This window comes from Ruegeria sp. BE3 (assembly GCF_056538865.1).
The window spans coordinates 42,286-65,911 of record NZ_JBQFTW010000013.1; the positions used below are offsets into that span (position 1 = coordinate 42,286).

Annotated in this window: 18 protein-coding genes; 8 read left to right on the forward strand and 10 right to left on the reverse strand. The window is 57.9% G+C overall.

Translation table 11 applies throughout. From position 1 onward, the window contains the following. Window positions 1-38: 38 nt before the first annotated feature. The 3 genes from ACR0AZ_RS19760 to ACR0AZ_RS19770 all read left to right on the forward strand — a co-directional run bounded on the left by ACR0AZ_RS19760 (window position 39) and on the right by ACR0AZ_RS19770 (window position 3,613). Window positions 39-1,142 (forward strand): mandelate racemase/muconate lactonizing enzyme family protein, encoded by a 1,104-nt coding sequence (locus ACR0AZ_RS19760; protein ID WP_480470626.1) that lies wholly within the window; start codon window positions 39-41, stop codon window positions 1,140-1,142. 3 nt (window positions 1,143-1,145) lie between these two features. After that, complete coding sequence (locus ACR0AZ_RS19765) at window positions 1,146-2,423, forward strand: aspartate aminotransferase family protein (protein WP_480668107.1); 1,278 nt, start codon at window positions 1,146-1,148, stop codon at window positions 2,421-2,423. A 68-nt stretch (window positions 2,424-2,491) separates the two neighbouring features. Then, complete coding sequence (locus tag ACR0AZ_RS19770; protein WP_480470628.1) at window positions 2,492-3,613, forward strand: aminotransferase; 1,122 nt, start codon at window positions 2,492-2,494, stop codon at window positions 3,611-3,613. Here the strand turns inward: ACR0AZ_RS19770 and ACR0AZ_RS19775 are convergent. The 5 genes from ACR0AZ_RS19775 to ACR0AZ_RS19795 all read right to left on the reverse strand — a co-directional run bounded on the left by ACR0AZ_RS19775 (window position 3,610) and on the right by ACR0AZ_RS19795 (window position 9,862). Next, on the reverse strand, window positions 3,610-4,692 hold the full coding sequence (locus tag ACR0AZ_RS19775) for an ABC transporter ATP-binding protein (RefSeq protein WP_480470629.1): 1,083 nt from the start codon (window positions 4,690-4,692) through the stop codon (window positions 3,610-3,612). The genes ACR0AZ_RS19770 and ACR0AZ_RS19775 overlap by 4 nt on opposite strands. A 3-nt stretch (window positions 4,693-4,695) precedes the next feature. Then, window positions 4,696-6,351, reverse strand: a complete 1,656-nt coding sequence (locus ACR0AZ_RS19780) for an alpha-glucosidase (protein ID WP_480470630.1) — start codon at window positions 6,349-6,351, stop codon at window positions 4,696-4,698. Between the two features lie 9 nt (window positions 6,352-6,360). Next, window positions 6,361-7,509: a carbohydrate ABC transporter permease gene (locus tag ACR0AZ_RS19785; protein WP_480470631.1), complete on the reverse strand. Its 1,149-nt coding sequence runs from the start codon at window positions 7,507-7,509 to the stop codon at window positions 6,361-6,363. A gap of 9 nt (window positions 7,510-7,518) precedes the next feature. After that, window positions 7,519-8,526, reverse strand: a complete 1,008-nt coding sequence (locus ACR0AZ_RS19790) for a carbohydrate ABC transporter permease (protein ID WP_480470632.1) — start codon at window positions 8,524-8,526, stop codon at window positions 7,519-7,521. A gap of 67 nt (window positions 8,527-8,593) precedes the next feature. Then, window positions 8,594-9,862 carry an ABC transporter substrate-binding protein gene (locus tag ACR0AZ_RS19795; RefSeq protein WP_480470633.1) on the reverse strand — a complete coding sequence of 423 codons (1,269 nt, stop codon included), beginning with the start codon at window positions 9,860-9,862 and terminating at the stop codon, window positions 8,594-8,596. Window positions 9,863-10,077: 215 nt separating this feature from the next. Here ACR0AZ_RS19795 and ACR0AZ_RS19800 point away from each other — a divergent pair, with 215 nt between their 5' ends. Beyond that, window positions 10,078-11,109 carry a LacI family DNA-binding transcriptional regulator gene (locus tag ACR0AZ_RS19800; RefSeq protein WP_480470634.1) on the forward strand — a complete coding sequence of 344 codons (1,032 nt, stop codon included), beginning with the start codon at window positions 10,078-10,080 and terminating at the stop codon, window positions 11,107-11,109. A 1-nt stretch (window position 11,110) separates the two neighbouring features. Next, window positions 11,111-12,421 (forward strand): GH1 family beta-glucosidase, encoded by a 1,311-nt coding sequence (locus tag ACR0AZ_RS19805; RefSeq protein WP_480660509.1) that lies wholly within the window; start codon window positions 11,111-11,113, stop codon window positions 12,419-12,421. Window positions 12,422-12,456: 35 nt separating this feature from the next. Here the strand turns inward: ACR0AZ_RS19805 and ACR0AZ_RS19810 are convergent, their stop codons facing one another. The 5 genes from ACR0AZ_RS19810 to ACR0AZ_RS19830 all read right to left on the reverse strand — a co-directional run bounded on the left by ACR0AZ_RS19810 (window position 12,457) and on the right by ACR0AZ_RS19830 (window position 21,286). Next, window positions 12,457-13,827, reverse strand: a complete 1,371-nt coding sequence (locus ACR0AZ_RS19810) for an HlyD family type I secretion periplasmic adaptor subunit (RefSeq protein ID WP_480660507.1) — start codon at window positions 13,825-13,827, stop codon at window positions 12,457-12,459. Beyond that, a complete protein-coding gene (locus tag ACR0AZ_RS19815) occupies window positions 13,824-15,572 on the reverse strand; it encodes a type I secretion system permease/ATPase (protein ID WP_480668108.1) in 1,749 nt (582 codons plus the stop codon). Before ACR0AZ_RS19815 ends, ACR0AZ_RS19810 begins: the two co-directional genes overlap by 4 nt. A 64-nt stretch (window positions 15,573-15,636) precedes the next feature. Further along, a complete protein-coding gene (locus tag ACR0AZ_RS19820) occupies window positions 15,637-19,272 on the reverse strand; it encodes a CHRD domain-containing protein (protein ID WP_480668109.1) in 3,636 nt (1,211 codons plus the stop codon). 324 nt (window positions 19,273-19,596) lie between these two features. Further along, window positions 19,597-20,571, reverse strand: coding sequence for a LysR family transcriptional regulator (locus ACR0AZ_RS19825; RefSeq protein ID WP_480470639.1), 975 nt, complete (start codon window positions 20,569-20,571; stop codon window positions 19,597-19,599). A 169-nt stretch (window positions 20,572-20,740) separates the two neighbouring features. Further along, a complete protein-coding gene (locus ACR0AZ_RS19830; RefSeq protein WP_480668110.1) occupies window positions 20,741-21,286 on the reverse strand; it encodes a ZrgA family zinc uptake protein in 546 nt (181 codons plus the stop codon). A 210-nt stretch (window positions 21,287-21,496) separates the two neighbouring features. On the opposite strand from ACR0AZ_RS19830, the gene ACR0AZ_RS19835 reads away from it, so the two are divergent. The 3 genes from ACR0AZ_RS19835 to bfr all read left to right on the forward strand — a co-directional run bounded on the left by ACR0AZ_RS19835 (window position 21,497) and on the right by bfr (window position 23,619). Beyond that, entirely contained in the window at window positions 21,497-22,765 is a 1,269-nt protein-coding gene (locus tag ACR0AZ_RS19835; protein ID WP_480470641.1) for an imelysin family protein, read from the forward strand. Between the two features lie 127 nt (window positions 22,766-22,892). Beyond that, complete coding sequence (locus ACR0AZ_RS19840) at window positions 22,893-23,186, forward strand: (2Fe-2S)-binding protein (RefSeq protein ID WP_480470642.1); 294 nt, start codon at window positions 22,893-22,895, stop codon at window positions 23,184-23,186. Beyond that, window positions 23,134-23,619 (forward strand): bacterioferritin, encoded by a 486-nt coding sequence (gene bfr / locus ACR0AZ_RS19845; RefSeq protein WP_480470643.1) that lies wholly within the window; start codon window positions 23,134-23,136, stop codon window positions 23,617-23,619. Before ACR0AZ_RS19840 ends, bfr begins: the two co-directional genes overlap by 53 nt. Window positions 23,620-23,626: the final 7 nt, after the last annotated feature.

Genomic DNA, 23,626 nt, shown 5'->3' on the forward strand with positions numbered 1-23,626 from the left:
TCTGACCACGCCACACTCAAGCCCAAAGGATGGGTTGAATGAAGATCACCAAGATATCCCTCTGGTCCATCGACCTGACCAGCCACGAAACCTACTACATGGCCGACGGCAAAACCTGCGCTACCGTCGAAACCCATGTACTGTGTCTTGAAACAGATACCGGCCTGAAAGGCTGGGGCGAGGTCTGTCCGATACCGCATTACCTGCCTGCCTTTGCCAAAGGTGTGCCCAGTGCAGTGGCCGAGATGGGGCCTGAAATCCTCGGCATGTCTCCCTTTGGCCCGGATGCCCCTATGCGGAAACTGGATGGCTTCCTGCTGGGTCATGCCCACGCCAAATCGATCGTCGACATCGCCTTGTGGGATTTGTTTGGGAAAGCCACGGGGCAACCTGTCTATGCGCTTCTGGGCGGGCGGACGCGCAAGGACATGCCCCTGTATCATTCAATCACCTGCGTCGCGTCGGATGAGATGGTCCGGATCGCCCAAACTGCTTATCAGACCGGAATTCGACAGTTTCAGGTCAAGCTGGGAGTCGAGGGCGACTGGCAGGCCGACGCCGAACGGCTAATCAAGGTACGAGAGGCCGTGGGTCCCGGCCCGCTGGTCTATGGCGACTGGAACTGCGGAGCCTCGCGCCTGCAAGCCACCCGTACCGGGCGCGCCGTGGCGCATCTGGATATCATGCTGGAACAGCCCTGCATAACGCTTGAGGACTGCGCCGCCGTCCGTCAGGCCACCGGCCTGCCGATGAAAATAGACGAAAACGCGTACGATCTGGCCTCACTGCTGCGGGCGTCGGAACTGGGCTGCATGGACGCGGTTGCGCTTAAACTGTCGAAATTCGGCGGCCTGTCGTCGATGCGCCGCGCGCGCGACTTGACCATTCATCTGGGGGCCGAGATCTGCGCCGAATGCACGTGGGGTTCCGATATCGTTACCGCCGCTTCGTTGCATTTTGCTGCCTCCACACCACATGGTTCGTTGATGAATACCTGCGATCTATCCTCTTATGTTTCGCCGCGCCTCTGCCCTGATGCGCCAGAACGTGCGGATGGTCGGATCGCGCCGCCTGACGGCCCGGGGCTGGGTGTGACGCCCGATCCGGAACTCCTTGGAACTCCGATTTTGGAAATGGCCTGACACATGTTGAAAACGCATACACAATCCGAATGGATCGCCCGCGCCGAACAGGTTCTGCCTGCCGGAGGGTTTGGCAATTTCGACCCCGGCATCATCATCGCACGCGGCGAAGGCAGCCGGGTCTGGGATGAGGACGGCAGGGAATATGTCGACTATCTGATCGGCTCCGGCCCGATGCTGCTGGGGCACGGCCATCCCGAGGTGATGGAGGCCGTACTGGAACAGCTACCCAAGGGCATGACCTTCTTTGGCAACAACAGCAAAGGCGTAGAGCTGGCCGAGGCCATCGTGAACGCGGTGCCGTGTTGTGAACAGGTCCGCTTTGTCGCTTCGGGGGGTGAGGCGGATATGTACGCGATCCGGCTCGCGCGCGCCTATACAGGCAAGGACAAGATCCTGAAATTCGAAGGCGGATATCACGGCATGAGCGCCGAAGCGCAGATGAGCCTCGCGCCAGCGAAACGGGTCAACTTCCCCCAAGCCGTGCCAGATAGCGCCGGTATTCCGCAAGGCGTTGCTGACCAGATGCTGATTGCGCCTTACAATGACCTCGAGGCCGTGGCCGCTCTGCTGGCGGAACACGGTGACGTGGCCGCGATCATGGTCGAGCCATTGCAGCGGATCATCCCGCCCGAGCCGGGCTATCTGCAGGGGCTGCGCGATCTGTGCGACACGCACGGTGTCTTGCTGATCTTTGACGAGATCGTCACCGGATTCCGCCTCGCCTATGGCGGCGCACAGGAGCATTATGGCGTGACGCCCGATATCTGCACGCTGGGCAAGATCATCGGCGGCGGCTTCCCTTTGGCCGCCCTGGGGGCCAGCGCCGAGATCATGCAGCATTTCGACAAGGACAAGGTCGGCGCCGATAAATGGCTGATGCAGCTGGGCACGCTTTCAGGCAACCCGGTCGCCGCAGCAGCGGGGCTGAAAACGATGGAAATTCTGGCACGTGAGGGTGCTTATGACCACTTGCGCGACATCGGACGCAAGCTGCAGGCGATGCAATCCGACGCTTTGACCAAAGCCGGAATCCCGCATCGGATTTGTGGCGACGAGACGCTGTTCGACATCTACTTCACCGAACAAACCTGTCGCGACTACCGCAGCGCTGCCCATGACGATCCCGGACGGAATGCGCGTTACAATGCGGTCCTGCGTGAGAAAGGTGTGTTTAAGTCACCGGGGAAACTATACCCCTCGCTCGCTGTGACGCAGGCTGATCTGGACCTGACAGAAGCAGCCGTGCAGGCGGCGGTTGCGACGATCCAGTCAGACTAGGCTCTGGTTGACCTCGCGCCTTCGCCGTGGGAACGATGCGCTAAGGCTCAGTCAGGCAGGATAGTGCGATGAAGATCGAACCCTTTGGCGTCGAAATCTGGATGGACGAATGGGAAACCAGATGCGCCTATAATCTTGCGGAGACCTGTGTCGAAAGCCTGACCATCGCAGAGCTGTTGCAGCTTGCCGGCCGAAACTCGGATGATCTGTCCGAGCTGCTGGGGATGAAGATGACCTATGGCGCGATACGGGGTTCGGATCGGCTGCGCGATGCGATTTGTGGCCTGTATGAGCGACAGGCGCGCGAGAATATCATCGTCACCCACGGTACGATCGGGGCCAACATGTTGGTCCACAAAACCCTGGTCGAACGTGGCGACAAGGTGGTGGCCGTTGTGCCGACCTATCAACAGCATTACTCGATCCCGGCCAGCATCGGTGCGGAGGTGACGCAAATCCAACTGCGGGCCGAGAACGCCTATCTGCCCGATCTGGAAGAGCTGCGCGCCGCAGTGACGCAAGACACCAAACTGATCGCCATCAACAACCCCAACAATCCGACCGGCGCGGTGATGGATCGCGCTTTCCTGCTTGAGATTGTTGAGATCGCGCGCGCCGCCGGGGCCTGGTTGCTGTGTGACGAGGTTTATCGCGGCACCGGGCAAGAAGGCTCCGGCATGACCGACGCAGTTTCTGATCTCTATGAGAAAGGAATTTCGACTGCGGGCATGTCCAAGGCATTCTCACTGGCGGGGCTGCGGCTGGGCTGGATCGCCGCCGCACCAGAATTGATCGAGGCGGTATCGATCCATCGGGATTACGATACGATCTCGGTCGGTATGATCGACGACCATTTCGCGACACTCGCGCTGGAACACCACGACAAGGTTCTGGCGCGCAGTCAAGCCATCACGCGCGGCAACCTTGCCATGCTGGCGGAATGGGTTGCGAAAGAGCCCCGGATCAGCTGGATCAAACCCAAAGCCGGGACGACCGCGCTGTTGCACTATGATTTCGACATGCCCTCACGCGAATTCTGCGTGAAACTACTGCAGGGCACCGGTGTGATGTTCACGCCGGGCTCTGCGCTGGGATTAGAAGGCTGCGTTCGGATCGGTTACGCCAATACGCCCTCGATCCTTCGCGACGGATTGGAGAAGGTCTCCGGTTTCCTAGCAAAACTGGGTTAGCGCCGCATCGACTGACCATTGTGGAACAGATGCACTTTCTCGGGCGCAGCGGTGACCGAGACGCTTTGCCCACGCAGATTACGCTGAATGCCAGGAAGCTTGGCAATCACTGCATCCCGGTCTTCGGGTGCTGCGAAATAGAGCAACGTAACCTCGCCCAGCGCTTCGGTAAAGTCCACCACGCCGGAATAGATCGCGTCTTCCTCGGCCATCACCAAATCCTCAGGCCGGACGCCGATATTGACGGTTTTGCCTTCGTCCGAGGCATCGGTCGGTATCGAAGAGACCGCCACGCCACCATCATCCAGTGCCACAGTCGTCGTCTCTCCGGTCGCGGTGATGGTGCCCGGAAGCAGATTCATGGCGGGTGAGCCGATGAATTGCGCGACGAACTCATTGTCAGGCGTCTCATACAATTCGAGCGGTGTGCCAACCTGAGCGATTCCCTTGTTGGCCAAAACCACGATGCGGCTGGCCAGGGTCATCGCCTCGACCTGATCATGGGTGACGTAGATCATCGTGCTATCGGGCATCGCTTCTTTCAGACGCGCAATCTCGATCCGTGTGGCCACGCGCAACGCAGCGTCCAGGTTCGAGAGCGGCTCGTCAAACAAATACACCTTTGGGTCGCGCACGATGGCCCGTCCTATTGCAACACGCTGGCGCTGCCCGCCGGACAGTGCCTTGGGCAGACGATCCAGCAGCGGTTCAAGCTGCAGAATCTGCGCGGCGCGATCCACGGCCGCATCAACCTCAGCGCTTGGCATCTTGGCGATCTTGAGCGCGAAGGCCATGTTTTCCCGCACCGTCATATGCGGATAAAGCGCATAAGACTGGAACACCATCGCGATGCCCCGCTGCGCGGGCGGCACATCGTTCACCACCTGCCCTTCGATCTCAAGCGTGCCACCCGTGATCTTTTCAAGGCCCGCGATCATCCTCAGCAACGTGGATTTACCACAGCCCGAAGGGCCGACAAAAACGACCAGCTCACCCTGTTCGATATCGAGATCGATATGTTTCAAAACATCGACCGGGCCATAGGACTTGGCCACATCCGTAAGCTTGAGTTCCGACATGGTTTACCTCTTTTCCCGAGCCAGCAGACAGAATTGAGCGGCGTTCAGCACCACAGTGCCTTCCCCGTGAACACCGCCCAACTCCTCCCCGATCACATGCCATTCGCCGCCAGGCAGAGACACCTCAGTGGGTTCTGCTCCCATGTTAAAAGCGCAAAACACCTGCTGGGCGTCATCCTCGCGAATGAAGGTCAGAAGCGACCCGATCTGTGCCATTCCTGTTTGCGCTCCGGACATCAACGCTGAATGCGCATGACGCAAAGCAATCGCATGGCGGTAGTGGTACAGCATCGAAGTTGGGTCCTGCTCTAACCGGTCCACTGCTCGCTCGGCTTGTGTACGGCTGACCGGTAACCACGGTCGGCCTGTGCTGAACCCGGATTGTTCATCCTGCGAAGCCCAAACCATCGGCGTCCGACAACCGTCACGGCCTTTGAATTCTGGCCAAAATTCAATGCCATAGGGGTCCTGCAAATCCTCGAATGCTACATCTGCCTCGGGCAGACCCAGTTCTTCACCTTGGTACAGGCAGGCGGAACCCTTCAGGCACATCATCAGGACCGCATGCTGTCGGATGGCCGCATCATCCAGACCCCAGCGCGAGGCATGGCGCTGCACATCGTGGTTCGAGAAGGCCCAGCAGGGCCACGCATCGCCCGCCTTGTCCTCCAACTGATCAAAAACCTGCTTGGTGTAAGCTGCCGTCAGCGCACGCTTTTCAAGGAACTCGAAGGCATAACACATATGCATCCGTTTATCGCCGCTGGTGTACTCGCCCATAATCTCAAGCCCGCGCTGCGCGTCGCCGACCTCGCCCAGACAGGCGCGGCCCTGGTATTCGTCAGTCAGGGCGCGCAACCGTTCAAGGAACGCGATATTCTCGGGTTGGCTTTTGGAATAGAGGTGATCCTGATGGTTATACGGGTTCACCATCGGCGCAATTGATGAGTTCCTCTGATCCATCGGCAGGCCGGGATTGTCACGCAGCTGGGCGTCGTGGAAATAGAAATTGATCGTATCCAGACGGAACCCGTCGACCCCCATATCCAGCCAGAAGCGCGCCACATCCAGCAGCGCATCCTGAACATCCTTGCAATGGAAGTTCAAATCCGGCTGCGAGGTCAGGAAGTTGTGCAAATAATACTGTAACCGCCGCGCATCCCACTGCCACGCCGAACCGCCAAAGATCGACAGCCAATTATTCGGAGGTGTCCCGTCAGGCTTGGGATCGGCCCACACATACCAATCGGATTTCGAGTTCTCGCGACTGGCGCGGCTTTCGCTAAACCATGGGTGTTGGTCCGAGGTGTGGGATAGCACCAGATCGATCATCACCTTCAACCCATGCGCATGGGCTTGATCCAGCAGCTCTTTGAAGTCCGCCATGGTGCCGAACATCGGGTCGACATCGCGATAGTCGCTGACGTCATAACCAAAATCCTTCATCGGAGATTTGAAGAACGGCGAAATCCAGATCGCATCAACCCCCAGCGAGGCGATGTAGCCTAGCCGCTGGGTGATGCCCTTGAGGTCTCCGATCCCGTCGCCGTTGCTGTCCTGAAAGCTGCGTGGATAGATCTGATAGATCACACCGCCCCGCCACCACTCCGACGCCGCTTTGGTTGTTTCGAATGCTGTCGCGTTGTTTTGCACGTTCATCACACGCCCTTATTTTACAGACCCGGCCAGCAAACCGCGGACCAGATATTTTTGCATTGCGAAGAAGACCACCAGCGGTACCGCGATTGAGACGAACGCCGCTGTGGCTAGGATTTCCCAGTTGCCGCCTCGTGTACCCAAAAGCTCAACGATGCGGTTGGTCATCACCGTGGTCTGGCCGGTGGCATCGATCAGAAACACCTTGGCGACTAGCAGATCGTTCCATGTCCATAAGAACTGAAAGATCGCAAATGAGGCCAAGGCCGGGAAGCTGAGCGGCAAGATCAGTTTTGTGAAGATCTGAAACTCGGTCGCGCCATCGACCCGCGCATTTTCAATTAGATCGCGAGGCAGCCCGGCCATGTAATTCCGCAGCAGGTAAATCGCCAACGGCATCCCGAAACCGGTATGCGCGAGCCAGACGCCAAGATACCCTTTGGGAATCCCAATGCTCAGGTGAAGTTTCAGCAGCGGGATCAGTGCCAATTGCAAAGGTACGACCAGCAATCCGACCACAGCTGCGATCAGCAGGGCACGACCCGGGAAATCCATCCAAGCGAGCGCATAGGCCGCAAAGGCGGCGACTAGGATCGGAATGATCGTTGCCGGGATCGTTACCGTGAGTGTGTTGAAAAAGGCCTTGCCCATGCTGTCGGTGCTGTCTTCAGCCAGCAGCACCTTGTGATAGTTCTCTAGCGTGAATTCAGGCGGCAACTCGGCCGTTACAAAGACGCGCGCGCCGCGGCTGCCCGAGAACTCTTCGGTGTTCTTCATCCGGTAGTTGCCATCAGCGTCAACCGTAATATCTCCACCTCGACGAAGCTCAGCCGTTTCGCCCGGTTTGAACGCATCGATTGCGCGAGAGCTGACGCCCCACTGCGAAATCTTGGCCGTCACGCCTGCGTCAAACAGATTGCCTTCGATGACGTAAACCCCATTTTCAAGGGCCTGCGTATCGGGCGCTGCGCTGCGCAGTGTCAGGTTCTGCTCGGACGGAAACAGCGAGCGCCACCAGCCGCTGGTCGCAATCTGATCCGCCGTCCGAAAGGACGAGATCAGAAGACCCAGCGTCGGAAAGACCCATAGCACCACAAGTAATACGACTGAGGCATGGACCACCCATCTGAGGGCCGGTTTGGTTCCTGCAATATCGTTCATGCCAGCCCCCTACTTCATCTCTTGGCGCGCATTGCGCACGTTCCAGATCAGGATCGGTGTCACCAGCAGCATGATCACCATGGCCGAAGCCGATCCCACGCCCCAATCATTGGCGCGGAACAGCTTGTCGAACATGTAATTGGCCAGCACTTGAGTTTCCCACTGCCCGTTGGTCATGGCGAAAACGATGTCAAAGACCTTTAGAACGGTGATCGTGATCGTCGTCCACACCACGAGGATTGTGGTCTTGATCTGCGGTACCTTAATCTTGAAAAAGATCTGGAACGGGTTCGCACCGTCCAGAATGGCAGCCTCGATGGTCTCTTCTGGAATGCCCCGCAGTGCGGCAGATAGGATAACCATGGCAAACCCGGTCTGAATCCAGACCAGCACGATCATCAGGAAGAAACTGTTCCAAAATGGGATCGTCAGCCAAGTCTGCGGCTCGGTTCCGCCAAAGAAGATATAAAGCGCGTTCAGGATGCCGATCTGATCCTGTTCCGCTGGCCTTGTGTCATAGACCAGCTTCCAGATCACCGAGGCTCCGACAAACGAAATCGCCATCGGCATGAAGATCAGTGCCTTGGCCACATTGCCCCAGCGGATCCGGTCGGTCAGTTGTGCCACCAGCAGCCCAAACGCTGTCGACATCGCCGGAACCACAATCAGCCAGAGCATATTATTGCGCATGGCCTCCCAGAATTTCGGCTCGGCGGCCATCTGGCGATAATTTTCAAGGCCAACCCATTCGTAGCCGCCCCCGGGGATGCGATCTGTCAGCGACAGGCGCAGCGTCTCAACCACCGGGTAGGCCAGATACAGGCCCAGAGCGAGCAGCGCAGGAAACAGAAATAGCCAGGGCCGGATCATATTGGCACGGTTGATATTGCGACCTGCATTCGGTCCGCGTGCCGGGAACAGAACCTTGTCCAGAAACTGGTTCGACAGATAGAAATAGCCCACACAGCCCGACACGCCGATGGCGATGGTCAGCAGGCCCTGAAGTGCCGGATGCATGACACTCTCCGTTGCAAAAAAGGGATTGGGGCGGCCTATTGAGTAGACCGCCCGGTCTCAGAGGCGCTTAGTCCAGCGCATCCCAGGAGGATTGGATTTCATCGGCTACCTCTTGTGCAGGCTTGCCTCCGGTGTAATCGACCATTCCGGTCCAGAAGGTGCCCGCACCCACCCCGCCCGGCATAAGGTCGGAGCCATCAAATCGGAACGTGGTCGCGCCCAGAAGGATGTCGTTCATTTTCGCCAGCGTTGGGTCCGAGAACAATGAGGTATCAACGCCCTTGTGGGGGGTCAGAAAACCGGTCAACTGCATCCAGATCTCATGCGCTTCGGGCGTTTGCAGGTAAGCGATCAGATCGTGTGCAGCAGGGCTGTCATTGGTTATTGCCCAGAGCGTGCCTGCACCCAGAACTGGGCTGCCCAGATCCGTGCTTTCATACGCAGGGAAGTAGAAGAAATCCGCATCTTCACCCACGACGGTGCCTTCTGGAAAGAAAGCAGGGATGAATGACGCCTGACGATGCAGGTAACACTGTGGAGGAGAACTGAACATGCCCTTCGGACTATCACGGAAATCTGTTGTCGCGACCGCACCGGCACCACCTGCTACATAGTCGTCATTGCGTGCGAAGGCCCCAAATTCTTCGATCGCTGCGATGACTTTAGGGTCATTAAACTTCATCTCGTTCGCGACCCAGGCGTCGTAGTCATCGGGCGACTGCGTACGCAGCATCATGTCTTCGACCCAATCCGTCGCCGGCCATCCGGTTGCGCCACCGGATCCCAGCCCGATACACCACGGCGTCTCTCCGTCAGCTACGATCTGGTCGGTCAGCGCCTTTAATTCTTCCATCGTGGTTGGGACTTCATAGCCCGCATCCTCGAAATTCTCTGGCACGTACCAGACCAGCGACTTCACATCGACCTTATAGAAGAAGCCGTACAGATGCTCCTGTCCGTCCGCGCCCGGGTAAGTTCCCAGATCAACCCAGGACTGACCTGCGGCATAGTTGTCCCGTATCCAATCCGCTGTTCCATCACCCAGCGGGGTCAGAAATCCCGACTTGGCCATGTCCGCCGCAAGCCCAGGCTGAGGGAAGACAGCAACATTCGGCGCCGACCCGGCCTCGGCATCAATTCTGATCTGCTGCTCGAAACTGTCCGAACCAACATAGGCATACTCATGACCCGTCGCGGCGGCGAAGCCATCCAGAACCTTTTCGACATTCTCCTGATCCGGCCCCAGCCATGGCCCGAACACAGTCACCTTGTCAGCCTGCGCCGCGCCCGCCATCAGGGCGAACGTGGCCGCACCTGCATAAAGCGAGTGTTTCATGAATTCTCCTCCCAGTATGTTCCGCGCATCGAGATTCGTTTTTCAAAGCGCTTTGAATGCCTGAGTTTATCCGCTAACATTTAAGCTCTGTCAACATTTCGTTACTCCATCGCCATAATACCGGTTACTTTTGCTTATCTCGCGAAACAGGTTGACGGAAACTGGATTTCGAATCACAACAATGTAAATCAACTTTTGAAGGCGCTTTGAAAGCCATGAACTTAAAGCAGCTCTCGGAAATACTCGGCCTTTCACAGACAACGGTCAGCCGAGCGTTGAACGGGTACCCCGAAGTGAAAGAGGATACGCGCATCCGAGTTCAGGCCGCTGCCGACAGGCACGGCTACCGTCCAAATAGTCGTGCCAAAGGGCTGGCTACAGGGCGCTCGATGGTGATCGGCCATGTGATTCCCACCTCATCGCAGCATGAGATGGTAAATCCGATTTTTGGGGATTTTGTTGCCGGCGCGGCGCAGAAATACGCTGATAACAACTATGACATGATGTTCACCCATGCGCCTGATACATCGATCGAGGCCTCCTATCGCAGCCTTTTTAATCGCGGCGTGGTGGATGGCATTGTGCTGCAAGGCCCAAAGGTGAACGAACCGCGGATTTCGGTTCTGTCCCGGATGGGAGTGCCGTTTATCGTCCACGGTCGCTCGACCGGCGCAGAAGTTCCTTATGACTGGATCGACGTGAACAACCAGCGGTCCTTCGAGCGTGCGACGCGTTTTCTGATCGACCTCGGGCATCGTCGAATTGCACTCATCAACGGCTTGGAAGAGATGGATTTTGCCCAGCGCCGCCGAAACGGCTATATGGCGGCCTTGGCCGAAGCCGGGATCACCCCTGATCCGGAATTGCTGCGCAGCGCCGAAATGACCGAGATTTACGGGCACCAAACTGCTTGCGACATGCTGAAACTCCCGAACCCGCCCACGGCAATTCTGGCCTCGTCCATTATCTCTGCGGTGGGTATCCGGCGCGCACTGGAAGAGAACGGGTTGAAGATGGGCCGTGATATCTCAGTCATCGCCCATGATGATGAGTTGTCATACATGCGTAACGGGCAGGACGTACCGATTTTCACCGCGACGCGTTCATCCGTCCGACATGCCGGAGATCTGGCAGCAGAAATGTTGATCGAACGGATCAACGCACCCAATGACCCACCAAAAACGCGACTTCTAGAGGCTGAGCTGGTTGTTGGTAGCTCAACCGGGCCTGCGCTGCGAAGGGATTGATATGAAACATAAACGCATAGATTTTCCTCAGGATTTCCTATTTGGCGTGGCAACCTCGGCCTATCAGATCGAGGGGCATGTCCAAGGCGGTGCAGGCACAACTCACTGGGATAGTTTTGCCGCCACCCCAGGCAACGTTGCGCATGCGGAAAACGGGGACGTGGCCTGTGATCACTATAACCGGTTCGAAGAAGATTTCGACCTGATCCGGGACGCAGGTTTCGACTGCTATCGGTTCTCGACCAGCTGGGCGCGGGTCCTGCCCGAGGGGCGCGGCCAGGTGAATCAAGAAGGGTTGGATTTCTATGACAGGTTGGCAGATGCACTGCTGGAACGCGGCATCAAGCCATGCGCCACGCTTTATCATTGGGAGCTGCCTTCGCCGCTGGCCGATCTGGGCGGCTGGCGCAATCGCGATATTGCGGGCTGGTTTGCCGACTTTACGCAGGTCATCATGGGGCGCATCGGTGACCGGATGCACAGCGTCGCCCCGATCAATGAGCCATGGTGTGTGAGTTGGCTGAGCCATTTTGAAGGTCACCACGCCCCCGGCCTGCGCGATATCCGTGCCACCGCACGCGCGATGCATCACGTCCTATTGGCGCATGGTCATGCCATTCAAACCATGCGCGCCCTGGGCATGTCCAATCTGGGAGCGGTGTTCAATCTGGAATGGGCTGAACCCGCCGACGACAGCGCCGGGGCGCAAACGGCTGCCGCACTCTATGACGGCATCTACAATCGCTTCTTTCTGGGCGGTGTATTCAACAAAGCCTATCCCGAAAACGTTCTGGAGGGTCTCTCCCCTCATCTGCCCCAAGGCTGGCAGGACGATTTTGACACCATCGGCACGCCAGTCGACTGGTGCGGATTGAACTATTATACACGCAAACTGATTGCGCCTGCTGACACGCCATGGCCCTCTCTGCAAGAGGTGCCCGGCCCTCTACCCAAGACCCAGATGGGATGGGAGATCGATCCCGCCGCCCTCTCGCGCTTCCTGATCCGCACTGCAAAGGACCACACAGGCGACCTGCCGATCTATGTCACCGAAAACGGGATGGCGAGCCAGGATCGTCAGCAGGATCAGAACCGGATCGACTATCTGGATCGACACCTAGCCGAGGTTCGTAGGGCGCAGGAGCAAGGTGTCCCTGTCAAAGGGTATTTCGTATGGTCGCTGCTCGACAATTACGAATGGGCCCTGGGATATGAAAAGCGTTTCGGACTGGTCGATGTGGATTTCGAGACGCTGGAGCGGAGGCCCAAAGCCTCCTACCGCGCGCTGCAAAGCGCTCTATCCCGCAGTTAGGATAGCCGCCGACGCAGATGTCGGCGGCTATCAAATCACTCGATGAAAGTCCGTGCCAGACGGTCCCTGAGCGGTTGGGCCAGATAGCTGAGCGCCGTACGTTCACCAGTATTCACGAACAGATCCGCAGGCATCCCCGGCACCAGCTCCAGCGAGGCCACCTGTTCTGGTTGCGCCTCGTCCAGCTTGATCTGCGCCAGATAATAGGGCTGTCCTGTGCGGTCGTCCTCAAGACTGTCTGCCGAGATATCGGTGATCCTGCCGGTCGCTTCGGGCACCTCGCCCTGATCAAAGGCCGACAGACGCACGCGGGTCGACTGACCGACAAACAGCTTCTCGATATCAGCCGTATTCACACGGGCCTCAACGATCAGAGGCTGGTCGGCCGGGACAATGTCCAGAATGGACTCACCCGGACGCACAACACCCCCTGATGTAAACACCGTTAGGCCCACGACACGCCCGCTGACCGGGGCGGTGACCGCGACGCGTTTGCGACGCTCGGCAGCACCCACATATTGCGGCTCCAGCGTGGCCAACAACGCCTCAACTTGCGCCAGTTCGGTCGAGATTGCCTCGGCGCGCTGATTCTGCTGACCGATACTGCCCAATTGCAATTCGCTGATCCGGTTGCGTGCCTGAGCTTCTTGCGTGGTCAAGGAGGCCTCGACACCGATCAGGCGCTCGACCTCGACCCGACGGCTGTTGACGCGGTTCGCGGCGACCAACCCTTTGTCCTGTAATGTCTCGAGATTGCCAAGCTCTTCACGCGTGATGTCCATCTGGCGCGCATTGGCCTGACGCTGGGCCTGAAGCCCTGCGATCTGGTCCCGCAGGTTGGCGATCTGCTGATCCAGCAGATTCTTCTCGGCTGTCCGCGTACGAATTTCGGCATCGAACAGCAATTTCTGCGTCAGGAACGCATCTTGCCAGTCGCGACTGTTCATCTCGACCCGCATCATCTGATCGACATCTGCCCGTTCGAATCGGCCTTCGTCGCGGATTTGCGCAACCAAACGGGCGCGGCGCACCGTCAACTCGCCCAACTGGCTTTTGATAACGTCCAGGTTGACGTCCAGATCGGTGCTATCGAGTTCAACCAATGTCTGCCCGGCCTCAACCAGATCCCCATCGGCGACCAAAATCGTGCGCACGATACCGCCGTCCAGATGCTCGACCGTCTTGCGGTTACCTTCGACCACGAAAGACGCCGGAGCCACAACCGCTCCATCCAGTTTTGAGGCGGCGGCCCAGTAAACCGAACCTCCGACAAACCCGGCCACGATCAGCAGTCCCAGGATCACAAATCCCTTTATACCTGCACCGGGAAGCTTTTGCTCGGCCCGATTATAATCTTCCAGACGTAGAAGGCCCTGTTCGGGTGCGTTGTAAACTGTAGGGGTCATTGGATTGGTCCTTTCCGTACAGACGACTGCGTGTCACGAGTCGTAATCTGAGGACGTTCTTGTCGCGGCAGGTCGGTTTGCTGACGCGGGCGCAGAATCTCATCCTTGTCGCCAAAGCCGGTCTGAGTGCCCTTGCTGAGCGTAAGGACCTTGTTCACGGCTTCCAGCGTGCTGGGACGGTGGGTCATCACGAAGGTGATGGCTCCGCGTGCACTGGCGCCACGAATGGCGTTACGCAGGGCAAGCTCACCTTGCGCGTCGAGGTCCGAGTTCGGCTCGTCCAGCACCAGAATGAATGGGTCACCATACAGCGCACGCGCCAGCGCGATACGCTGTCTCTGACCGCCCGACAGGTGGAAACCGTCACCCAGCAGCGTGTCATAGCCATCGGGCAGATTGCTGATCAGGCCATGAACATCGGCAGCGACGGCGGCTTCAAACACCTTGGCGTCATCGACCGAGGTTGAAAAACGCGCGATATTCTCGCGGATCGTACCATCGAACAATTGCACGTCTTGCGGCAGATACCCGATCAAGTGGCCCAGATCCTGCGGATCCCATTTCGCCATGGGCGTCCCATCCAACCGGATCGCCCCGCGCTGAGGGGTCCATATCCCCGCCAGCATCCGCGCCAATGTGCTCTTGCCCGAGCCGCTATGACCGATCACGGCCATCACGTCCCCCGCAGACAATGCAAACTCGATATCGCCGATGGTGGCATTGCGCGCCAGCGGTGGTCCGGCCTGAGAAATCACCGTGTTGATCGAGAACTGCGGATGCGGCAGAGCCAAACGCTTGGGCTGCGCGGGAAATGCCTCATCCAGAGCGCGCAGATTCTTGTAGGACCCGCGTGCCGCCAGAAAGCCGCGCCACTGGCCGATCAGCTGATCGATCGGGGCCAGCGCGCGGGCCAGAACGATGGTTGCAGCGATCATCACCCCAGCCGTGGCCTGCCCGGTGATGGCCAGCGCTGCGCCCAGTCCCAGCATGCCCGACTGAAGCGCCATGCGGATCGTCTTGGACAGAACCGAGAAACTGGCGATGCGGTCGGCCACGCGGGTTTTCAGCGCATGGGCATCCTGTTGCAGAGCTGTCCAGCGCCGGGCGAGATCACCATTCATCCCCATTGCTTGGACAAGCTCTGCATTTTGCTCACTTGCGGTGAACAAAGCGTCGGACCTGCTGCGCGCGCGGGATGCGTCCTGCATGACGCCGGCGGCGCGCGAATTGTTGATCAGGGCCAGAATTGTAAGGGTCAGCGCTCCAGAAAGGCCAAGCGCGCCCAGATAGGGGTGCAGCATGTAAAGCACCGCCAGATAGATCGGGATCCACGGCGCATCGAAAAACGCGATCAATGTGGGGCCCGAGATGAAATCACGTAGACCGGTGATATCTGCGGACGGATTGTCCGTGGCAGTGGATTTGCCCTGCAGACGGCGGCGGATCGAAGCCTGCAGCAGTGGTGCGCCGATCTTCAGCTCGAACCGCGCGCCCAGCCGGCTCAGGATGCGGACTCGCATCAGGTCCAGCAGGCCGGTGACGATGAACACGCCGCCTAACAGCAGGGTCAGGGCGATCAGGGTGTCCATGTTCTGGCTGGTCAGCACGCGGTCATAGACCTGCAGCATGTAAAGCGGACCGGCGAGCATAAGAAGGTTAAGGACAAGGCTGAAAAAGCCGATTGCGAAAAAGCCGCCTCGCAACGAGGCCCAGGCTGTTTTGACGGATGATTTTTTCTGAAACATGACGGTGATCTCTTTTCAGGGTGAAAGGGTGGCGACCTACGCCGCCACCCCGTTGGGTCAGTGATCAGACGACAAAGTCATCGTCAGTCAGATCCGAGGCGTTGACGCCAACCAGACGCACCGAGTTGTCGGACGAGAAGGACAGAACCGCATCTTCTCCGTCTTGTTCGATGTTCAGATTGTCGCGGAAATCCGGACCGAAATCGGTGAAGTCCAGACGGTCGATGCCGGTCTCGTATTCTTCGACCACATCGTGGCCGAATTCACCTTCGAAGATCAGGATGTCTTCTCCGGCGCCACCGATCAGGACGTCATTGCCACCCTCACCGTTCAGGATGTCGTCACCGGCCTGACCGCGCAGGACGTTGTCGCCCGAGTTGCCAGACAAGATGTCGTCGCCACCGTTCGGGCTGTTCACGTTGTTCGAGCCGCTGATGTTTTCGAACCCGAAGACCTGATCCAGCGTGACCCCATCGGGCGCGTTGACGCTGGCGACACCGTTGCCGTCTTCGTCAAGGTCCAGAACAACGCCCGGCCCAGCGGTGAACAGCGCGGTGTCAATGCCTTCGCCGCCGATGATGATATCGGCCCCACCGAACGAGTGGATGGCATCGTTGCCCCCGGCACCGTCGAGCACGTTGAACTCGTTGTTGCCAAGGATCAGGTCATCGCCTTCCGACCCGATCACGTTTTCGAAGTCGTCAACCTCGGCCACGATCTCGCCGAACTGGATGATGGCCCCGTCCTGCGGACCTACGTCGCCGTCTACCAGAGGGCTGGGTACCGGGCCACTGAGGTCCAGATCGATTGCCACACCGTCGAAGCCCGACAGGTCGATCGTGTCGCTGTCACCCGAGCCGACAACCCGTTCGATCGAGCTGAGGATGTCCGTTTCGATCTGGTTGTCGATGACGTCCAGCCCGACAACACCCGAGCCACCTGTGGCGTCCACGTCGAGGGTTGCACCGGCATCCACCAGCGAATCCTGAACCACCGGACCGTTTTGGCCAGCAGGTGCATTGTGCAGGTGGATCGCCGAAACAACACCCGGGATCGGGGTTTGCAGATCGGCTTCGTTCAGGCCAGTGACGCTCAACTCACTGGAATAGCTCACCTCGCCGGTGTGCAGGTTCTGCACAACAACTGCCGTGGCAAAACCGGTGGCTTCGCTATCCGACAGCGGCCCGGGCTCCTGCGCGGCGTCCAGCGGACCGCTCAGCTTGATGGTACGGATACCGTCCACGGTTTCGTCGCTATCAACCAGCAACTGGCCACGGATTTCACCAGCCGGGAAATCGGAGGTGTGGATGTTGTAGTACAGGTTGTTTGCCGCAGCCTGTTCCACAAACGCGGCACCGTCCGCAATGGCCGACCCGAACTGACCGGGCGCGGTCACGGCCTGATTGACAACACTCACGTTGAAGCCGGTGTCGCGCACGGCGGTTCCGTTGCCGTTGGCATCAAGGCTGACTTTGACGGACACATCCAGATCCGAGAAATCGGCTGTGTCAAAGCCTTCACCACCTTCGATGAAGTCGTTTCCAAGGCCGCCGACGATCACGTTGTTACCCTGACCGGCGATCAGAACGTCATCCCCTGCTCCTCCGTCGACGACACCGTTGATCCGACCGAAGTCTACAACGATGTCGTCTCCGGCACCCAGTAACACGTTACCATTTACTACACCTTCGTCATCGTTAACGAATGTCACTGAGCCTGCCTCGGTCGCGTCAATCGCGTTGACCTGACCCGAGATTTCACCTTCGTTGATGATGGCACCCAGAATGTTCAGACCACCATCGATGCGGATACCTGCAGCTGCGTCGCTGTCTTCCGATCCTGCGATCAGGCCTTCGTTCTGAACCAGACCGGCAAAGCTTGCATCTTCGACATTGCTGAACAGACGCAAACCATCGCCGACCTGATTGCCTTCGGTTGCGTCGCCGCGACCTTTGAAAGTGCCTTCGTTGAAGATCGCCGCCGAAACCACGTCTCCGTCCACGTCACCGGTTTGCAGCGCCACGGCTGAGCCGTTATTGCCAAAACCCGCATCCACCAGACCGGTGTTGGTGAAGGTATAGTTGTCAGCGGTGGCATCGGCGTAGACAGTACCGTTGCGCTGATCGCTCGTACCGAGGATGTCGTTTTCGTTGCGAACTTCCAGACCGTTACCGTCGATATTCAGCGCCCGGCTGTCCGAAGTCACAATGCCGGTGTTCAGGAACAGGCCACCGGTGTGATCGCCGGTCCCGAAGTAAACGCCGTTCTGCACACCTGCGATCAAGCCCGAGTTGGTCAGCGTACCTTTGAAGTTCACGTTATTGACGACACGCACGCCGGCAACGGTTCCATTGTCCCCTTCCGACAGGATCGTGCCCGTGTTGGTGATGGTGGCATCGGTTGTTCCGGTATTGCCGACATTGCCGATCCGCACACCGTCACCGGCCAGACCGACATTGGCAGCGGCGTTGCCACGGCCGATGATGATACCATCGTTTTCCAGCGTGAATGTGTTGACGCCATCTTCGGCCCCGCCGATCTCAGCCCCAAAGCCCGAGCCCTGGTTGTGCTCACCGGCGTCAATCACGCCATTGGCCAGGTTGCGAACCGAGAAATCATCCGCGGTGCCATCGGCATAGACCGTACCGTTCCGTTGATCGTCAGTGCCCAGAATGACGCCACCGTTGACCAGATCCACGCCAGTGCCGTCGATGTTGACCGCGCGGCTGCCGGACTGGATGGTGCCGAAGTTCAGAACGTCCAAATCATGCTCGGCATTGCCGATATAAAGACCATTCCGCGCACCTTCGATCACACCGGTCGAGGTGTTCACGATGCGGCCTTCGGCCGCTGCGCCGTCGGCGATGCGGATACCACCTGCAGTGCCCTGATTGCTTTCAGAAGAGATCAGGCCGCTATTGACGATATCGGTTTCCGAGATCGTGCCCTCGGCACCGTTGTTGATGCGGATACCGTCCCCTGCGCCCGGGGTGTTAGACGCCTCTTGGCCACGGCCCTGAATGGTCGCACCAAAGCCGTTGAACAGGGTGTTCGATACCCGGTCGCCAACTTCGTCACCCACCTGCAACGAAATACCGGCGCCAAAGTTGCCTTCGCCTGCGTCGATCGTACCACCGGTAAAGTTGCTGATGCTGACATCTTCGGCGGTCGAGTTTGTATAGATTGTGCCGTTGCGCTGATCACCTGTACCGATGATGTCGCCAAAGTTGCGAACGCTGACGCCTTCGCCCTGAATATCAACCGCGCGGCTGTCGGATGAGATCACTCCGCCCCGGAAGTTGTCCAGACGGCCCGAGCTGCCCGCACCCGCGAACTGCACGCCGTTAAATTCGCCCGCGATCTCACCAAAGTTGCGGATATCAGCGCTGCCCGAAACCTGAATACCCGTGGCCAGCACCTCGGGGCCCGAGTTTGCCTCGATGCTACCGGTGCGGAAGTTGAACACCTGTGCATTCTCACCTTCAACAGCCACTGCAGCAGCGGCATTGTTGGTGGTGATCTGGCCGAAATTCAGAAGACGCGCAAAATCGTTGTCCAGCAGAAACGCCGGAGTGTTGTCGACGACAGTAGATTGAAAAAACCCGTTGGTCAGTGTTTGGCCGTCGCGGGCGGTTTCCTGGGCCAGTGACGAGGTCGTCAGCAATCTGGCGCGCAGGCTTGCGAGAAAGTCGGAAAGCATTGGGAATCTCCATGCATGAGTACAAATCGGACGGACATCGAACCAAGGCCGTCTGCCCGCTGTCTCATCAGTTGCGAGTCACCCTGAGCTTTTGAAATTCTTCCTTTGAATGAGGTGCATAACCTGCGCGAATAGTCACATAAGTCGCGAGGTCTGTAGGAATTTACTTGTTAAATTTCTGATGGTTGTATGATAGTCGCCGATCATTCGACATTATTCAGTGCCATGATTTCACGAATATGTAGGGCCATGTGATGGCGGTTTGTGACGATTGGCTGATGTGATCAGGGGTGGCTGGCAGCGCCAGGAACCAAGACTCGTGCCTCAGTTGTCAGATGGAACCGGCTTTTTAACCAGATTCGCATTCCGCGATGCTACCGTTCCCTGAGGCGGGTCCAGATGGATCCGTTTGCCCATCATCTCGACGATTTCCGGGTTGGGGTATTGCGGCCGGGTCAATGCACCCAGTTCACGCATATTGCCCTTGTCGTCGAAGGGCAGAAAAGTCAGGCCGAATCCATCGCGTTTAAACTGCTCGGCGGCTATTGCGTTGACCATCGTGCAGGCGTCGCTTTGCGCCACATAGCGGCACACGGTTTCGAACCGGGCGGTCGTGACGTCGATGCCGGTTTCCTCAGCGACTGTTTCCGAAGGTTCAGGCAGATCCTGCTCAAGATCATAGCCGAACGAAATCGGAAACCGGATCAGTTGATCAGCAGGCACTTCATGCGCCCAGATACTGGACTTGCGGCCAAGCGGATGGCCCTTGCGCAAGCCGAGATACAGCGGCTCAAGCCAGAGCGAGGTAAAATCCATCGGGCGGGTCGAGCCACGATAGATCTGATCAAAGCTCTTGCGTGCAATAAAGGCCATATCGACCGATCGATCCTCGACCATCTTGGCCAGGGCGACGGGATATTCCTCGACAATGATGATCTTGCGATCCGGGACGGCTTGGGCGAACAGCTGGCGGAAGTAACGCGACAGGTAGGCGGCCAGGGTCGGTGTCATTCCCAAACGGATTGCGGGCAATTCAGTCGTCTGGTGCCGTCGCGCCAGATCGCCGATGCCATCCACGATCTCAATGACCTGCTTGGCATGAGTAAGCAATTCCTGACCGAACCCGGTCAGAAGGACACCATCCTTGCCACGTTCGAAGATCGCAACGCCCAGCTCTGCCTCAAGCTTTTTGATCTGGTTTGACAGCGCCGGCTGGCTGACCGCCACCGCCTGTGAGGCGCGCGTAAAGTTCCGATGCTCGGCCACGGCAATGACGTATTGAAGATCGCGCAGGTTCATAACTCATGTCTCAAATCAATTCAGCGTCCACGGACCAGGGATCAGCGATACGTACCGGCGGGACGACGCAACAAACCTGCCTTACGCCAAGTGCACGAGGCAACCTTCTTTCCCTCAGGTCTCGACTTCGTGAGAGATTGTGTATTGCTATGAACTGAGACGGAGATGCCTACGGCAAGGTCAGCAGAGGTGCCTCGCGTTCCACCAGGATATCCTGCGTGCCTTTGGATGAGGATAGCTTAACCGTCAGCCGCCGGGCCTCTGTGAACCGCTCAAAATAGGCAAACCGGATGGTTGTAATCGCCGTCATTTCCTCGCATTGCAGCAAATAGTCGGCATGGAATTCATTGTGCTGCGCTGCACCATTTTCCGACGCCTCCTCTTGACCGAACGCATCACCCACCAGCGCCACATTTGCCGAGGCCGTCATGCAGCTCGCCTCAGACGAAAGCTCGAACAGGTTAAGGGGTTGTGACAGGTCCGAAATCGCATCTGCGACACGCGCCCGATCCTCTTCATTCTCGGCGGGGCGTTCAAACCCAACAATATCATTGCCGGGAACCTGCAGTGTCAAAGCAATCTCAGTTTCCGATATCGTCATTTCCAAGCGCCCGACGCCATGCGCGTGCGCATTTGACGACTGAGCTTCTTGGGCCATCAACGCGACGGGAAGGAGAAACAGAAAAACAACCACGCACTTCATAACAATCACCATCTAAAATATTTAGCACATTTTAGTCGATTTGTACTGCCACGCAATAATGACGCCAGTTCCCTGCCCTCCCCATTTATGGCGGGGCAATTATGGCGAAATATCCGACAATAAAACTCAGGTTGACATTGTTGACTAATTCTATCAAGAAATAACCCACCCACCCGCCAGGGCACGGGACTACCAACCGATTTTTCAGAGAGACCAAGCCCCATGACCAAACCATTCGCCGCGACCAGCGCCCTGACCTTGTGCATCGCAAGCGCTGCTCTGGCCGAAGCGCCGTCCAAAGCAGATGTTCTGAGCACTTATGCCAACATCGCCGAAGCAAAATACGAAGACAGCCTGATCGCGGCAAAGACATTGCAAACAGCGGTGAACGCACTGATCGCCGACCCGTCAGACGCCACCCTGAACGCTGCCCGTGCCGCCTGGATCGCGGCACGCGTGCCGTATCAGCAGACCGAGGTTTATCGCTTTGGCAATGCCATCGTCGATGACTGGGAAGGCAAGGTGAATGCATGGCCACTGGACGAAGGTCTGATCGACTACGTCGACGCCTCTTACGGTGGTTCCAGCGATGAGAACGAATTCTCGGTGCTGAACGTCATCGCCAACCCCAGCTTCGATCTGTCAGGCGAGACCATTGATGCCAGCCAGATTACGCCCGAATTGCTGTCCGACACGCTACACGAAGCCGACGGGATCGAGGCAAATGTCGCCACCGGCTATCACGCAATCGAATTCCTGCTATGGGGCCAGGACCTGAACGGCCACGACGCTGGCGCGGGCAATCGCCCTTACTCAGATTATGTTCAGGGCGATAACTGCACCAACGGCAATTGCGACCGCCGCGCTCAGTACCTGAGCGCTGCCACAGACCTGCTAATCAGCGATCTGGAATGGATGACCGCCCAGTGGGCCGAAGGTGGAGATGCTCGTGCTGCCCTGACCACGGATGAAACCGCAGGCGTCAGTGCGATCCTGACCGGTATGGGCTCGCTATCATACGGAGAACAGGCAGGCGAACGGATGCGTCTCGGTCTGATGCTGAACGACCCTGAAGAAGAGCATGATTGTTTTGCCGATAACACTCATAACAGCCACTACTACGATGGACTGGGCATCCAGAACGTCTATCTTGGTAGCTATACCCGTATCGACGGAACTCCGGTCTCGGGCGCGTCGTTGTCGGATCTGGTGACAGCAGCCGATCCGGCGCTGGACATGGAGATGAAAACCAAGCTGGCAAATACCATGCAGGCTCTGGGCCGCATCAAAACGGCCGCCGAAGCTGGCTTTGCCTATGACCAAATGCTCGAACGCGGCAACGCAGGCGGAGAAGCGCTGATCATGGGTGGTGTCGACGGACTGGTTGATCAGACCAAGACCATCGAACGCATCGTGACTACGTTGGAACTGAACCAGATCGAGTTCGAAGGCTCCGACAGTCTGGATAACCCGAAGGCAGTCTTTCACTAGGCCCCCTGACCGGGCGCGTTTCATACGCGCCCGGTTCTGCCAATCACGAAGATTTGGGCCTTATCGCTGGACGCCAATCAAATAACCAACTATTTAACTAAGATATCTATGAGCAGGCTGAGTCGCCATGATTGTATGTCACTGCACTAATATCACAGACCACGATATCCGCGCCGCAATCGACTGGATGCGGACAGCAGACCCGCAGACCATCATTACCCCGGGCAAGATCTATCATGCCCTTGGAAAATCAGCGGATTGTGGCGGGTGCATGCCTCTTTTCCTAGACACAATGCGCGCAGACGATAATCTGAAAGTCCCCATGCAGCTCCGTACATTACGGTCCGGAGCATCACAGGAGAAAGCACATGAAAGGCGATCCCAAGGTCATCGAATATCTCAACAAATCTCTGCGGCATGAACTGACTGCGGTCAGCCAGTACTGGTTGCACTACCGCCTGCAGGAGGATTGGGGTCTTGGCCACATGGCCAAGAAAAGTCGTGAGGAATCCATCGAAGAGATGGGCCACGCCGACAAGCTGATTGAACGCATCATCTTTCTGGAAGGTCATCCCAACCTGCAGAAACTGGACCCTCTGCGTATCGGGCAGACCCCGAAAGAAACGCTGGAGTGTGATCTGGCCGCCGAACATGACGCACGGACGCTTTATGTCGAAGCGCGCGAATATTGCCGCGAGGCCGGGGATTACGTGTCCATGGGCCTGTTTGAAGAACTGATCAGCGACGAGGAAGGGCATATCGACTTCCTCGAAACGCAGCTCGACCTGTATGAAAGGATTGGCGAAGCCAATTATGCGCAACTCAACGCATCCAAGATGGACGAAGGCGAGTAAGCTTGCC

Bases quoted from the DNA above. Each gene is read 5' to 3' on its own strand.
- ACR0AZ_RS19795 (WP_480470633.1), bottom strand. From the start codon at position 9,862: ATGAAACACTCGCTTTATGCAGGTGCGGCCACGTTCGCCCTGATGGCG.
- ACR0AZ_RS19825 (WP_480470639.1), bottom strand. From the start codon at position 20,571: ATGAACCTGCGCGATCTTCAATACGTCATTGCCGTGGCCGAGCATCGG.
- ACR0AZ_RS19760 (WP_480470626.1), top strand. From the start codon at position 39: ATGAAGATCACCAAGATATCCCTCTGGTCCATCGACCTGACCAGCCAC.
- ACR0AZ_RS19815 (WP_480668108.1), bottom strand. From the start codon at position 15,572: ATGTTTCAGAAAAAATCATCCGTCAAAACAGCCTGGGCCTCGTTGCGA.
- ACR0AZ_RS19780 (WP_480470630.1), bottom strand. From the start codon at position 6,351: ATGAACGTGCAAAACAACGCGACAGCATTCGAAACAACCAAAGCGGCG.
- ACR0AZ_RS19810 (WP_480660507.1), bottom strand. From the start codon at position 13,827: ATGACCCCTACAGTTTACAACGCACCCGAACAGGGCCTTCTACGTCTG.
- ACR0AZ_RS19765 (WP_480668107.1), top strand. From the start codon at position 1,146: ATGTTGAAAACGCATACACAATCCGAATGGATCGCCCGCGCCGAACAG.
- ACR0AZ_RS19840 (WP_480470642.1), top strand. From the start codon at position 22,893: ATGATTGTATGTCACTGCACTAATATCACAGACCACGATATCCGCGCC.
- ACR0AZ_RS19835 (WP_480470641.1), top strand. From the start codon at position 21,497: ATGACCAAACCATTCGCCGCGACCAGCGCCCTGACCTTGTGCATCGCA.
- ACR0AZ_RS19770 (WP_480470628.1), top strand. From the start codon at position 2,492: ATGAAGATCGAACCCTTTGGCGTCGAAATCTGGATGGACGAATGGGAA.
- ACR0AZ_RS19790 (WP_480470632.1), bottom strand. From the start codon at position 8,526: ATGCATCCGGCACTTCAGGGCCTGCTGACCATCGCCATCGGCGTGTCG.
- ACR0AZ_RS19775 (WP_480470629.1), bottom strand. From the start codon at position 4,692: ATGTCGGAACTCAAGCTTACGGATGTGGCCAAGTCCTATGGCCCGGTC.
- ACR0AZ_RS19820 (WP_480668109.1), bottom strand. From the start codon at position 19,272: ATGCTTTCCGACTTTCTCGCAAGCCTGCGCGCCAGATTGCTGACGACC.
- bfr (WP_480470643.1), top strand. From the start codon at position 23,134: ATGAAAGGCGATCCCAAGGTCATCGAATATCTCAACAAATCTCTGCGG.
- ACR0AZ_RS19805 (WP_480660509.1), top strand. From the start codon at position 11,111: ATGAAACATAAACGCATAGATTTTCCTCAGGATTTCCTATTTGGCGTG.
- ACR0AZ_RS19800 (WP_480470634.1), top strand. From the start codon at position 10,078: ATGAACTTAAAGCAGCTCTCGGAAATACTCGGCCTTTCACAGACAACG.
- ACR0AZ_RS19830 (WP_480668110.1), bottom strand. From the start codon at position 21,286: ATGGTGATTGTTATGAAGTGCGTGGTTGTTTTTCTGTTTCTCCTTCCC.
- ACR0AZ_RS19785 (WP_480470631.1), bottom strand. From the start codon at position 7,509: ATGAACGATATTGCAGGAACCAAACCGGCCCTCAGATGGGTGGTCCAT.